General features: G+C 72.2%; 10 protein-coding genes. 5 read left to right on the top strand and 5 right to left on the bottom strand.

Features of this window, described 5'->3' with window-relative positions; translation table 11 throughout:
* Nucleotides 1–71 precede the first annotated feature (71 nt).
* The 4 genes from ACH4N1_RS17330 to ACH4N1_RS17315 form a co-directional block, all read right to left on the bottom strand.
* On the bottom strand, nt 72–200 hold the full coding sequence (locus ACH4N1_RS17330; protein ID WP_006130296.1) for a SapB/AmfS family lanthipeptide: 129 nt from the start codon (nt 198–200) through the stop codon (nt 72–74).
* A 40-nt stretch (nt 201–240) separates the two neighbouring features.
* Nucleotides 241–2880 carry a class III lanthionine synthetase LanKC gene (gene lanKC / locus ACH4N1_RS17325; protein WP_398097954.1) on the bottom strand — a complete coding sequence of 880 codons (2640 nt, stop codon included), beginning with the start codon at nt 2878–2880 and terminating at the stop codon, nt 241–243.
* A 237-nt stretch (nt 2881–3117) separates the two neighbouring features.
* Nucleotides 3118–3663 (bottom strand): DUF2231 domain-containing protein, encoded by a 546-nt coding sequence (locus ACH4N1_RS17320; protein ID WP_398097952.1) that lies wholly within the window; start codon nt 3661–3663, stop codon nt 3118–3120.
* On the bottom strand, nt 3660–5153 hold the full coding sequence (locus tag ACH4N1_RS17315) for an MFS transporter (protein ID WP_398097950.1): 1494 nt from the start codon (nt 5151–5153) through the stop codon (nt 3660–3662). The genes ACH4N1_RS17320 and ACH4N1_RS17315 overlap by 4 nt, the downstream gene beginning before the upstream one ends.
* Nucleotides 5154–5488: 335 nt before the next feature.
* Here ACH4N1_RS17315 and ACH4N1_RS17310 point away from each other — a divergent pair, with 335 nt between their 5' ends.
* The 5 genes from ACH4N1_RS17310 (at nt 5489) to ACH4N1_RS17290 (ending at nt 11323) form a co-directional block, all read left to right on the top strand.
* Nucleotides 5489–6895 (top strand): rhodanese-like domain-containing protein, encoded by a 1407-nt coding sequence (locus ACH4N1_RS17310; protein ID WP_398097949.1) that lies wholly within the window; start codon nt 5489–5491, stop codon nt 6893–6895.
* 105 nt (nt 6896–7000) lie between these two features.
* On the top strand, nt 7001–7585 hold the full coding sequence (locus ACH4N1_RS17305) for a rhodanese-like domain-containing protein (protein ID WP_398097947.1): 585 nt from the start codon (nt 7001–7003) through the stop codon (nt 7583–7585).
* 347 nt (nt 7586–7932) lie between these two features.
* A complete protein-coding gene (locus ACH4N1_RS17300; RefSeq protein ID WP_398097946.1) occupies nt 7933–8550 on the top strand; it encodes a HEAT repeat domain-containing protein in 618 nt (205 codons plus the stop codon).
* 93 nt (nt 8551–8643) lie between these two features.
* Nucleotides 8644–9369 carry an adenosylcobinamide amidohydrolase gene (locus ACH4N1_RS17295; protein ID WP_398097945.1) on the top strand — a complete coding sequence of 242 codons (726 nt, stop codon included), beginning with the start codon at nt 8644–8646 and terminating at the stop codon, nt 9367–9369.
* Nucleotides 9370–9868: 499 nt separating this feature from the next.
* Nucleotides 9869–11323: a Yip1 family protein gene (locus ACH4N1_RS17290; RefSeq protein WP_398097943.1), complete on the top strand. Its 1455-nt coding sequence runs from the start codon at nt 9869–9871 to the stop codon at nt 11321–11323.
* A gap of 4 nt (nt 11324–11327) precedes the next feature.
* On the opposite strand, the gene ACH4N1_RS17285 is transcribed toward ACH4N1_RS17290, so the two are convergent.
* A complete protein-coding gene (locus ACH4N1_RS17285) occupies nt 11328–12827 on the bottom strand; it encodes a hypothetical protein (protein ID WP_398097942.1) in 1500 nt (499 codons plus the stop codon).
* Nucleotides 12828–13454: the final 627 nt, after the last annotated feature.

The following is a 13454-nucleotide window of genomic DNA, read 5'->3' as shown; positions in this document are numbered from 1 at the left end:
CGGGTGAAAACCCGGGGCACCGGTGCCGAGCGGCGTCGCTCACCGCGTCGCCGCGGCGGTCGGCCCGGGCGTCAGTTACAGGTCGTGACGCTGAGGCTGCTGTCGCCGCAGAGCAGCAGGCTCGCGCGGCTGCCGGTCTCGACGTCCCCCATGGCCTCTTCCTTGGGGGTCTCCATCGACTGCAGGTCGAACAGGTTCATGACATCTTCCCTTCGTACGGCAACGGGTGCTGCTCTTTCATCACGACCCCGGGTGGGGCCGAGTCAGGGGCCGCCGGCCGGTGGGCGGCAGCGGTGGGAGGAACGGCAGGGCGGCGGGCCGGTCGCCGTGGACGGAGGCGACGGCCAGCAGGCATCCGGCCGTTCCGGTGGAGAGGTCCATCGACAGGCGCATCATCTGCTCGCCGGGGAAGGCGAGGTGGCCGCGGTAGGACATGGCGTGCCAGGCCAGCGCGTCGAGCTGGCGCCGCAGGGCCTCGGGCCCGGTGCCGGGGGTCGGGCCGGCGGTCGTGGTGCCGGCGGTCGCGGCGGCGGTGCGGCCGAGGTACAGCACCATCCCGGACACGCCCCGGTACAGGCCCGGCTGGGCGTAGAACATGGCCTGTGCGGCGGCCACGATCTCGTTCCTCGCCCGCGCGAAGTCGTCGTCGTCCTGGTGCGCCAGGTAGTCGTCGAGCACCATGCCGATGCCCACACTGCCCGCGCCCAGGTACGGCATGGTGCGCCACCCCTCGTCGACCTGCAGCGCGCCGCCCGCGCCCCGGACGCAACGCGCCAGGTCCCGGCGCAGCGCGTCACGCGCGAGGTCGAGCAGCGCGCGGTCCCCGGTGCGTTCGTGGAGCCGCAGGAAGAGCAGCGCGCTGCCCGCCGCGCCGTGCAGCAGGCCCGCGCGCGGCCGGGCGGAGCCCCCGCTCCCGGCCGGTGTGCCGCGGGCGGTCAGGTCGGCGCAGCGCAGGGCCGCCGCGTGCAGCGCGGCCTCGCCGGTGGCGGCGGCCAGGGAGTCCAGGGCGAGGCCCAGTCCGGCGGTGCCGCTGTGCAGGTCCGGGGCCAGATGGTCGAAGGACTGGTCGAGGAGCAGTTCGGTGAGGTCGAGGGCGCGGTCGCGATGGCCGAGGTACTCCAGCGTCCAGGCGATCCCGGCGAGCCCGTCGTGGAAACCGAGCGGCATGCCGGACGGCGGCTGCTTGGTCCGCTCCAGCAGCCACTGTTCGCCGTCCTCACTGCGCCGCGCGCCGCTCTCGGCGAGGGCGTACAGCACCCCCGCCGCGCCGTGGCCGAACGCCAGCCCGCCGCCCGCCGTGGCGAACTGCGCGATGTCGCCGGGGAAGAGGCGGTCCGTGCGGGACGGCGTCGCGGACGCGTGGATCGCCGCGGCCATGGACTCCCGGCTGCGCGGCCAGTCGCCCGGCCGCACCGGTACGAACGGCCCGGCCGCGGGCCGCACCGCGGGCGCGCCGACGGCGTCGGCCGTGATCTCCTCGACCGCCGCGTCCAGGAAGGCCCGGTCCACCGGGAACTGGTCCGCCACCACGTCGGCGAGATGCGCCGCCTTGCGCCGGTCCAGTGCGAGCAGACTGGTGAGCGGCAGGAACAGCGCCAGCCGCAGACAGGCCAGCGCGTACCGGTCCACGGCCACGCCCCGCCGGTCGGAAGGCGCCACGAACGCCGGGTTCGCCACGGTCTGCCGACCGGCCTCGCCCACCTGGTGCGCCGCCTCGAAGTCCAGCAGGGCGACGCTGCCGTCCTCCCGGAGCATGATGTTGAACAGGTGCAGATCGTTGAAGACCACGCCCCGCGCGTGGACGTCCTCGACGGCCCGTTCCACCCGGGCGTGGACGTCGAGCGCCCAGGCGGTGTACTCGGCCAGCCGCTCCGCGCCCGGGTCGGCCTCGATGAGCGGATGGCGGCGGGCGAAGAACGTGTTCAGCGGCTTGCCGTCGATGTACTCCAGCACGAGGAAGTGGTGGTCCCCGACGGTGAGGTGATCGAGCACCTCGGGGGTGCAGTCCAGACCCGACAGACTCTCCAGCGCCCGGCGTTCGCGGTGCAGCCGGGTCACGGCGTCGGCGCCGTCGGCCGCCAGCCCGGCGTGCGGGCGGGCCTCCTTGAGGACGACCCGCTCACCGGTGCGGGTGTCACGGGCGAGGTAGACACCGCCGCCGTTGGAGAAGTGCAGCGCCGACTCGATGGTGTAGGGGAGGTCGGCGACGGTCACCGCGGAACGGGCGTCCAGGTGCGGGCGCAGGAAGGCGGGCGGGCTCACCCAGTCCGGCACCCGGAAGACGGGGCCGCGCAGGTCGGGCACCAGCTCTCCGTCGGGACCGGTCACGGCGGGCCGCAACTCGCCGTTCGCGTCGTAGCAGTTGCGGCGGGTGAAGCCGCCGTAGCGGACGTGCACGGGGCCGTCGCCGAGCCGCAGGTCACTCAGGATGTGCGGCCCTGCCTCGCCGGCCAGCAGGGCCGACAGCTCGCCCGCGAGCTGTTCGAACCGTGCCTCGTCCGCCGGGTACACGGTGATGAACTTGCCGCTGCCGGCCCGGTCGGCGTACTTGGCGTTGCGCTGGTGCAGCAGGTAGCGGCTGGGGACGAACTTGAAGGCCGTGCCGCCGGCGACGCAGTGCCGCCACACGCGCTCCAGCACGGACTCGGCGTTGTCGAGGCAGGCGGACACGTGGATCTTCCAGCCCTGGTCGGGCAGGTCCGCGTCCACCGGGCGCAGGGCGAGCCAGTCCCCGCTCTCGTTGCGCCGCCATCCCTCCGGGACGGGCGACGAGGCCGCGGCGTACCGGGAACGCCCGGAGCCGGTGCGGGGAACCGTGCGGTACGGAGCGTCGTAGAAGCACGGGTCCGCGTCGCAGTACACGGCGTAGCCCTTGTTCACGCCTTCTCCCTCCCACGGATCGCTGACGGGCAAGACGCTGTCATGTGGCGTGGGGGTCCGCACAGTTGCCGCTGTCATCGATCCGACGTGCGGAACGCACGGGTAACTTCGGCGGGGGAGAGAACGGAGGAGGGAACGGAAGGGGAGGAGCGGGCGCCCGGTCCGTCGGCCGGAGCGGTCGCCGCGCGCCGTGACCCGGATCGCCGGCGGAGCGCTCCGGGCCGGGAGCCGGTGGTGTCAGTCGTTGTCGCCCCGGTCGCCCGTGGCGGTCCGGGAGAAGCCGTCCTGCCAGGCGGCCTTCGCTCCTGAGTCGCCGATCCGGTACACGTCCACCACGGCGCCCGCGGCCACCCCGACGGACAGCACCGCCGCCACCACACGGACGACCAGCGCGGACCGGGGCGAGGCGGAGCGGGCCCGGCCCTCGGCGGGAGCGGCCTGGGCGGCGGCCGACCTGCGGTTCGTCCACCAGACCGCCGTCGCCAGCAGGAACAGGCCCGCGGCCCAGGGAAGCAGCCCGTCACCGAGTTCGGCGTGCCTGCGTACCAGGGGGTTGCTGTCGACGTGCTCCTCCAGCCACTCGCCGGCCTCCGCGGCCACGGGCACGCTCGCCAGCGTCACCAGGGCCAGCGCCGGCAGCACGATCCCCATGCGCCGCGCGGCACCCGGCCATGTCGCGCCTACCACGACGGCCAGCGCGCTCAGGGGGACCAGCACGATGACGAAGTGCACGATCAGGACGTGTACCGGCAGGCCGTTGACGAGGGAGAGGCTCAGGCTCATCGGGTGTTCCTCCAGAAGACGGCGACGAGGAGTCGGCGCGGGCGCGTCTGCGCGTACCGGCCGAGGGGGCGCGTCAGCCTCGCACAGGAATCTCTCAACTTCCTCTGAGGATCACGCCCTTCCGGAAGCGGCGAATCCGCCGGCAGCGGCCGGACGCGCGGCGGAGGGCAGGCACGGTCAGCGGGGCCGGGACGGTGCTCGGTCATCCAGCGGGCGGCGAGCAGCCCGGAGGCGGCGGTCAGGACGGCTGCGGCGATGACGGTGGTGCCGAGGCCGAGCGTGTCGGCGAGGACACCGGCGAGGAGGGCTCCGACGGCGTAACCGATGTCGCGCCAGAAGCGGTAGGTGCCGAGGGCGTTGGCCCGCCACGCGGGGTGGGCGTGGTCGGAGACGGCGGAGATGAGGGCGGGGTAGACCATGGCGGTGCCGACTCCGAGGGCGACGGCGGAGAGGATCCCCGCGAGGAGCGGGTCGTCCAGCAGGGCGAGGGCGAGGACGAAGCCGACGGCCTGGACGAGCATGCCGGTGACCACGAGCGGTGTGCGGCCGACGCGGTCGGCGAGGTGGCCGGTGGGGATCTGCCCGATGCCCCAGAGGACGGGGTAGAGGCCCTTGACGAGGCCGACGCCGGCGAGCCCGAGACCGTGGTCGGTGAACAGCAGGGGGAAGACGCCCCAGGCCAGTCCGTCGTTGAGGTTGTTGACCAGTCCGGCCTGGCTGGCGCCGCGCAGGGAGCGGTTGCGCCAGGAGGTGCGGGCGAACGTGGCGCGCAGGCCCGTCCCCTCGCCCGTGGGCAGCGGCTCGGTGTGCTGGGCGAGTTCGAGGGCGACATGCGCGGCCGTGTCCCGCACCACGAGGGCCAGGGCCAGACCGACGGCGACGAAGACGACGCCGATGAGCTCCGGGACGGGGCGCAGCCCGTAGCTGCTCGCGAGGTAGCCGGTGGCCAGCGCGGTGACACCGACGGCGGTGTAGCCCGCGGCCTCGTTCAGGCCGGTGGCGAGGCCGCGGCGGGCGGGGCCGACGAGGTCGATCTTCATGTTGACCGTCATCGACCAGGTGAGGCCCTGGTTGAGTCCGAGCAGCACGTTCGCGGCGACGATCCAGCCCCAGGACGGCGCCCAGGCCAGGGCGAAGGGCACGGGCACGCCGATCAGCCAGCCGGCGACGAGGAGCTGCCTGCGGCGGAACCTGGCGGTCAGGGCTCCGGCGGCCAGGTTGGTCAGCGCCTTGGCGAGGCCGAAGGCGACGATGAAGGAGAAGACGGCCAGGTCACTGGTGAGGCCGAAGGTGTCGGTGCCGATGAGCGGCCCCGTGGTGCGTTCCAGGCCCACGAGACCGCCCACGGCGATGTTGACGACGACGAGCAGCGAGAACTGAGGCCAGTTCTCCCGCAGCCCGAGGCGGACCGGGCGCCCGGAGGCGTCGGTCGGCGCGGTGCCGGTCGGTGCGGCGGCTGTCAGCGCGGCGGCTGTGGGCGTGGCTTTCACGTACGGGGATCCTCCGTGCCGTGCCGTGGCGAGGTGGGGGCGGGGACGTGGCCGCCGAGCAGGGGGGCGGGTTGTATCCGCACTTCAAGATACCCCCGCGGGTATCTGGATCGCGTACCGAAGGGCGCGTCTCGCCTGTGACGCGGGATACCCCTGGGGGTATTTGACACCGGCGCGGGTGTCGACCTACCGTCGAGTGTGTAAATACCCCAGGGGGTATACGGCCGGGTCGGATGGCCCCACAGGAACCCGTACCCGTCACGCCGGGCGTGCGACAGCCCGCGCCGCCCCACCCGCGCACCCCTCCGGTGCGCGTTCCTCAGGAAGGGATCGCCGTGTTCTTCGCCCAGTACTACCTCGACTGCCTCTCCCAGGCGTCGTACATGATCGCCGACGAGCGCACGGGCCGAGCGGTGGTCGTCGACCCGCGCAGGGACGTCTCCGAGTACCTGGCCGACGCCGCCGCGCACGGCTTCACGGTGGTCGGCGTGATCAACACGCACTTCCACGCCGACTTCGTCGCCGGTCACCTGGAGATGGCGGACGAGACCGGCGCCTGGATCGGCTACGGCCGGCGGGCCGAGACCGAGTACCCGATCCGCAAGCTGGCCGAGGGCGAGCGCGTCCTTCTCGGCGACGTCGCCCTGGAGATCATGGAGACGCCCGGGCACACCCCCGAGTCCATCAGCGTCGTGGTGTACGAACACGCCGACGACAGCGTCCCGTACGGCGTCCTCACCGGCGACGCCCTGTTCATCGGCGACGTCGGACGCCCCGACCTCCTCGCCTCGGTCGGCGTCACCGCCGAGGAGCTCGGCGCGATGCTCCACGACAGCGTCCAGAACAAGCTCATGGGCCTCGCCGACGAGGTGCGGGTCTTCCCCGCGCACGGTGCCGGCTCCGCCTGCGGCAAGAACCTCTCGACGGAGAAGCAGTCGACCATCGGGGAACAGCGCGCCACCAACTACGCGTGCGCGCCGATGGGCCGCGAGGAGTTCGTCGCGCTCGTCACCGCCGGGCAGTCCGCGGCACCCGGCTACTTCGCCTACGACGCCGAACTCAACCGCAAGGACCGCGTCCGCTACGACGCCTCGGCGGCCCCGCGACCCTTGTCCCTCGCCGAGTTCACCGGGCTGCGGGCCGCCGGCGCGGTCGTGGTGGACGCCCGCGACCCGCAGGAGTTCGCCGCCGGACACCTGCGCGGCGCGGTGAACGTGCCCGCGGACGGGCGATTCGCCGAACAGGCGGGCACCGTGCTCGACCCGGCCGACGAACTCGTCGTCATGGCGCCGCAGAACCGCGAGGAGGAGATCGTCACACGCCTCGCCCGGATCGGCTTCGACCGTGCCGTGGGCTACCTGCGCAACCCCGAGGACGGGTTGGAGGCGCTGGCCGACGAGGTCGCTCCCGCCAGCCGCGTGACCGCCGCGCACCTGCGCACGGCCCTCGCCGGCGACACCCCTCCCCTCGTGGTGGACCTCCGCACCTGCGGCGAACGCGAGGCGAACGGCTTCATCGAGTCCGCCCTGCACATCCCGCTCAGCGAACTGCCCCGCCGGGCCGACGAGCTGCCCGCCGACCGCCCCGTGGTCCTGCACTGCGCGGGCGGCCACCGCTCCTCGATCGCGGCGAGTCTGCTGCGCCACCGCGGTTTCCAGGACGTCTCCGACATCCTCGGCGGATACGCCGCCTGGGCCCTGTCGGCGGAGCCGGCCGGAGCCCCCGCACTCGCCGACGCCTGACCGCCACAGCCCACCCACGCCCCCGGGGTCCGCACCGCCGGCAAGGCCCCTCACGCTCGCCCGCACACCCTCCTCGGTGTACGGGTCCGACCGGAACGGAAACCCATGAGCACCACCCCCGCACCCGCCGCCACCCTCACCCCCGCCGTGCTGCACCGGCTCGTCCAGGAAGGGCGGGCGCCGCGCCTGCTCGACGTACGCACCCCCGGCGAGTTCCGTACCGCCCACATCCCCGGCTCGTACAACGTGCCCCTGGGCACCCTGCGGGAGCACCGGGCCGAACTCCTGGCCCACCTCGACGAGGACGTCGTGCTCGTCTGCCGCTCCGGGGCCCGCGCCGCCGAGGCGGAGAAGGCCCTGGCCGACGCCGGCCTGCCCAACCTCCGCGTCCTGGAGGGCGGCATCGTCGCCTGGGAGACGGCCGGCGCGCCCGTCAACCGTGGCCCCGAACGGTGGGACATGGAGCGCCAGGTCCGGCTCGTCGCCGGCTCGATCGTCCTGACCACCGGCCTCGTCGGGGTCTTCGTGCCCGGCGCCCACCTGATCGGCACCGCGGTCGGCGCCGGCCTGACCTACGCGGCCCTCAGCAACTCCTGCGCCATGGGCGTCCTGCTGTCCAAGCTGCCGTACAACCGTGGGCCGCGCCCCGACATCCGCGCGGTGATCGCGGAGCTGCGGAGCACTCCGTGAGCATCCTGGTCGCCGCCTCCGTGCTCGTCGGCGTCAGCTCCGGCGTGCTCGGTGGCGGCGGGTGAGGCGACCCCGCCCCGCCCTGTCCCGCTCCGCCGCCGCAGCCGCCGTCCGCGGCGGGGCGTGAACGGCCGGCACTCCCGCGGCTCGGGGAGAATTCGCCGCTGTGACCGTGCGCCCCTCCACCGCCGTGCCCCGCGCGGCGTGCGCGGGCCCGGCCCCGGAAACGGGTCGCACGGCGTCGGAGCGGGCGCCGGAAGGGCTCCTTCCCGTCGCCCGGCACAGGCCCTCTGTCGGTGCGAGGAGCTACGTTGCTGCCGAGCCGGAACGAATCAGAGGGGGCCGACATGCCGCTGACGCCGGACGAAGCCGTGGCGCAGCTGGGCCACAGGCTCTCGCCCGAGCGGCGCTCCGCTGCCCGACGCCTGCGCCGGCTCGCCGATCCCGCCGCAGGGCCGTCGCTGCTGGAGGCCCTCCGGCGGGAGATCCACGACCCCCGCACCTGGGAGACGCAGTACGAGATGGTCATGGCCCTCGGCATGTGCGGCCACCGACCCGCACTCGGCCCACTGCGCGAACTCGCCCGGCGCCCTTACGAGGCCACCACGGTGTACATCGCCCTCGGCGACGCCGTCGTCCGGCTGAGCACTCCCGAGGACACCGCCGACGCCCTGCGGTGGTGCCTGGACAGCGGCACCCCGATGCTCGCCGACGGCGCCCTGCGCGCCGTCGCCGCGCAGCACCTCTCCCTGGACCCGGCCACGGTCGACCACGTCCTCGACCTCCTCGGCCCCCTGGACCCCCACGACGGACTCCGGTTCTGGGCCGCGGCCGCCGCGGTGGAATGGCCCGGACCCCGGGTCGCGGAATTCCTCCGCGCCTGCGCGGCCGGACCCCGGGCCGACGTGGCCGAGGCGGCGGCCGCATCCCTGCGGGGCGAGCGGCGGACCTGCTCCCCGGCGTAGAAGGCGCCGTCGCGGAGCGTCGCACCGGCCGTCGCCGCGACGGGGCCGGTTCGTACCATGTGCAGGTCGTATCCGTCCCTGTGAGGAGCCCCCGTGCAGCGCGCCGTCCTGCCGCCGATCCCGACCGCGCGGCGGCTGACCGTGGAGCGGCTGAGCCGCTTCGAGGACGGTGAGGAACTGTCGGCGCTGGTGTGGCGGGCGGGCCCGGGGTGGCGGATGGTCAGCAGCGCCGTCCTCGGCGGGGGAGTGGGGGAGCGGCTCTGGGTCCTCAACGCCCAGGTCTGCCACGGCTACCGGCGCCTCGACCCGGCCGAGCACCTGGGGGAGGTCGCCGCCGCGGCCGGTCTGACCGGTGCGGGCGTGGGCCTGATGACGGCGGCCGACGTCGCCGACCACGCCCACGCCGGTGACGGCGGCGTCGATGCCGTCGTCACCGCCGGCATCGAGGTGCGCGGGTGGGCCGCCGCGCCCGCCGCGCCCGCCGACCCGCCAGGCACGAACGGCTCCTTCGCGCCCGGCACGATCAACGTCCTCGCGACGATTCCGGCGGCCCTCAGCGACGCCGCGCTGGTCAACGCCGTCGCCACCGCGACCGAGGCCAAGGTGCAGGCCCTGGTCGAGGCCGGTCTCGACTGCTCCGGCACGCCGACCGACGCCGTCTGCGTCGCCGCCCGCGTGCCCCGGCCCGGCGAGGACGTGCACGCCTTCGCGGGACCGCGGTCGCTGTGGGGCGCACGCCTCGCACGGGCCGTGCACCGCGCCGTCCTCGCGGCACTGCCCGGGCCCGCCGCCCCGCCTGCCGGAGCCGGCGAGCCGTGACGGCGGCGCCGCACGTGCCGCGGCCGAAGCAGACGCGCACGGCGGCCCGCACCGGCTACCGTCCCGCACCGGCTACCGTCCCGCACCGGCGGACGGGTCCGCGGAGGTCCTCGTCCGTGAGGCGGCGAGCGCGAGCCCGGCACCACCGTCGGACGGGCCCGCCGTCCCCCGGGGCCGTCCCCCCCCGGGGCACAACCGGGTCCGCACGGAGCCGTATTGAGCTCGGACAGGAGCGAACTGCCGCAGCCGTGCTCACGGATCGCGGCCGGCCCCACCGGGGGACGGCAGACGTGAGACGGGAGGCGCGCGAAGCCGGAGTCGACGACGAGACGGCCGCGGCCTTTCACGCACCACGCACCACGCACCAGGCGACTGCGCGAGGCCGGGGCGGAGGGGCCGGCCGGTCGCCCGACGTCATGAACTCGCCGCGGCGACGCGCTCACGGGCAAACGGGGTAGCTCCGCGTGCACGACGCCGACGCAGGTTCGAGTCTGAGGGCATGAGCATCCGTCCATGGGTCATCGTCGAGCCGCCGGACAGCCGAGGCCTCCGCCGCGTCACCATCGGCGGCGAGACGGCCGGCAGCGCCTGGTCACCGGCCGAACTGCGCAGAATACTGGGCCGTCGCGGCTACCCCGAGGACATGGATCTGGATGATCCGGCATCCGTGTGCTGGCGCGGCGGCGACAGCGGGACCTGGCCCGACCGGGCCTGGAAAAGGCGTCTCACCCTGTCCCTCATGGTCGCCGGACCGCTCGTTTCCATGGTCTTCAACGCGGTCATCGGATGGCCGGACGCCTCGGGGGCCCTGACTTTCGCGCAACGCATCACCGGACTCCTGTTCGTCCTCTCGGGCGTGGTGCTGGGAATCGCGGCGATCGCGGCATTCGACTACTGGGGGCGCCGGCAGTTCAAGGCCTCCGGAGCGATTGTCCTGCTGGGGGCGATCATCGTGCTGGCCACCGACGGTCTCCTGCTCCTCCTCTGGTTCGAGGAGCGGGAGTACACGCGCTCCATGCTGGTCTACGTGCCCGCCTTCTGCTGGTCCCTGTGGGCACTGTGCCTTCTTGTGCGCCAAAAATCATGGAAAGGACTGCCGCAGCCGAAGAAATTCGCGGCCGGGGTGGTGGCCACGGTACTGCTGACGGCTGTCAGCCTCGCCTACTCCACCATGTACCAGCCCGCGGCCGCCCCCATGCACTTCACCCTGAAGGCGGAATTCGGGAAGGCCTGGAAAGACGACAACGTTGATTTCGTCCACGTCCCGCTGACGCTCTACATGAAGAACACCGGAGGGATTCCGGTGTACATCATCAACGACGTCTACACGGTCCGCGGAAGGATTGCCCTGTACTCCAAGGTGGAGGAGGACATGGTGGCGGAATGGGAGAAGAGCTTCGGGAGGCCGGGGACGAGTGACGGAGAGGCCGAGCTCTACGTCGACCGACTCGAATACACCACCATCAGCGCCGGAAGGTTCTACGACTCCGGAAATTCGCTCGATGTCGGGCAGGAATACACCATGAAGCGCGTTTTCCAAATTCCCAGGGTCTTCAGGTACGACACCGTTAGTGTTGAATTGAAGATTTCGTACATGAGGAGGGACCGAGGGAGGGTCGATGTGGAGGAGTTCAGGTCTCCCCACAGGTCGTGGAAAGAAACCGAGGGGCCCTACTACTGCGAACCTGCCGCATGCGGTGCACAGCTCGTCTACCGTGGAAGGGTGCGGCACAACAACAATCTCATCAACGTGACGCGCAAGCCCCGTTATGTGACCGCCGTCTGGTCGCCGGCAGGGCGGTTCGTCTCCTCGATCTCCTCCTTCCCCTTCAACTATTACGGAGTGAGCGACTACGGGGAGCAGAGGAGGGAGCTGGAGAGATACGGAGCTGCGACAGCCCGGGCGGACTCGGAGATCCCCGCGGCCGAACTGCTGAGGTCCGCCGGGGTCTGACCGGTCAGTCTCCGGTCCTCCCCAGCCAGGTGCCCACGGTGACGCCGGACTCCTTTTCGAGGTACGCGGCAGTTTGCTCGCAATACGCGGCAGACCCTCCCAGGCTCCCGAACAGCTTGTCGTGCGGTACCAGCTCGGCGAGTGCGGTGATGAGCGGTGCGACTTCGAACGGGCCGTGCGTGCGCTCGTCGTTCCGCAACTGGGCGAGGACGTCCAGCGTGTCGTCGTTCTCCTCCTGCGCCTTCCAGAAGTCCTTGACCCCTTCGGTCTCCCACTGAGGAGGAACCAGCTTCTTCAGCCCTCGCATGAGGGTGGACTCCGGGGTGGTCTCGAATATGGCGCTGGTGCAGAACGCTGCCGCCTTTCCGAGTGCTTCCTTCGGGCGCTCCTGGGCGGCGGCGGACTGCTCCTGCTGGTCCTTCATGCGAGACGTTTTCTGACCCAGTTCTTTCGTGGCCCGGGACCGGTCCTTCTGCGATGTCCGGGGGTCACTGATTTTCCTGAGCAGCGCGCTGACCTGCTGTGTGATCTTCGCGAGCTGTTCCCTTTCCTTCGGTGGAGTCCTCTGGTCGTGCATGATGTCCGAAGAGGAACTCACCAGCACCAGAGTGCTCCCGGTCGTCTGCTTCGGGCCGAGTTTCCCGGGTGAGTCCTGGCTTGCGTTCGCCGAGCCGGACTGCGGCCCGTCCTGGCTCCTCGCCACGACGTACGTCGTGTCTTCCACGATCATGATCATCTGTTCCCTCAGGACCTGTGGTGTTCGGGGATCACAGATCACGTCCAGGAGGGTGGTGGTCCGTTTGACCACCAGGATGAGCATGGACCGCTGTTCGGCCGGCACCCGCGGACCGCTGACCGCGTCGAGTGTCGACGTCACCTGCGCCACGATCGCGGTCAACTCCTTCCGCAGTTCGGGGGGTGTTCCGCGGTCACTGATGGCCGCCAGCGCCGTGGACAGGTTCTCCGCGCTCTCGATGACTCCCTGCCTGTCCTGCGGCGACGTCTCCGGATCCTCGACCGAGTCGACGACGGCGATGAGCGTTTCCACCGTCGGGGCGAGGCTTTCGGGAAGTTTTCCCTTCTCCTCCTCCAGCGTCGTCGTCGCTTCCTCGCCTTGCGCCTGCTGCTCCGGCGGCGGTTCAGGCGTCTGGCCGCCTGTGCCGCCGTCCGTGCCGCCGGGATCCGACGGCTTCGAGGTGTCGGGAGTCCCGCTCGGCGTGGCGGAGGGCGTCGCCGGTTCGGACGGCGGTGCGGAATCCGGTGGTGAGGAAGGGGGCGTCGCGGGTCCTGTCGGACCACTCGGTGTGGACGGCGGAGACGGCGGTGGAGATGACGGGGAAGACGGTGGCGGAGCCGTGCTCTGAGCCCGTACACCGGTACGGCCCCCGTTCGCGCCCTGGGTGTTTCCCGCGGCTGTCGTGAGACCTACCGGCAGCGCGAGCGCCGCGGCCAGAACGGATGCGTTGGCCGCGTGAAAGACGTGTCGCCGAGAAATTCTGGCCATGATGGTTCCAGATACGCTTGGCGCGGTGCTGTTCCGTCCGTCGCGGATTCTTCCTGCTGACGGGAGGCTCCAGGAGACGTGGAGCCCGAAGAACGCAAAGCCGATACACGTCCACTCTTCACCCGCCCGGTGCATCCCGCAACGGGAGCACGGGGCCGCGGTGCCGTCGGCTCCGGGGCGCTCAGCCGGCCAGACGGGCAGGGGGAGCCGGGTGCGACGGCCGACAAGCACCTCCTCCTCCCCGCCCTGCTCGGGGAGGACCGCCTGCCCTCGCCCACCGGGGCGATGCCGGCAAGCGGCGCCCGCGGCCCGGCACTCTGCGGATTCGGCGGAGCGATCGTCAAAAAGCCTGTGTGCCGGTACGTTTCCGGAATTGCACACGACGTGCATCGGGCGCACGGTGGAAGCAGGGCGACCCTGCTGACCCTCGTCCTCCGGGAGCCGTCCCACAACCCGAACGCGGTGAACCACACCGACGTGAACGCGACAGGTCCGGTCCAGCCGGACGGTGCGAAGCTCAACTGCTCATGCGGCTAGGTCCTGTCGTCAAATTCCTGCCGTCCGCCTGGAGGGCGGGCTCTGCGGCGTCAGGTGCGTGCTCTCGGCGTGCCGGGCCCTGATCCTCGT

It is taken from the genome of Streptomyces sp. NPDC017202 (assembly GCF_044331705.1).
Classification (GTDB): Bacteria; Actinomycetota; Actinomycetes; order Streptomycetales; family Streptomycetaceae; genus Streptomyces.
The sequence above is the reverse complement of the archived record's forward strand: the minus strand, read 5'-3'. Positions and strand labels throughout refer to the sequence as shown.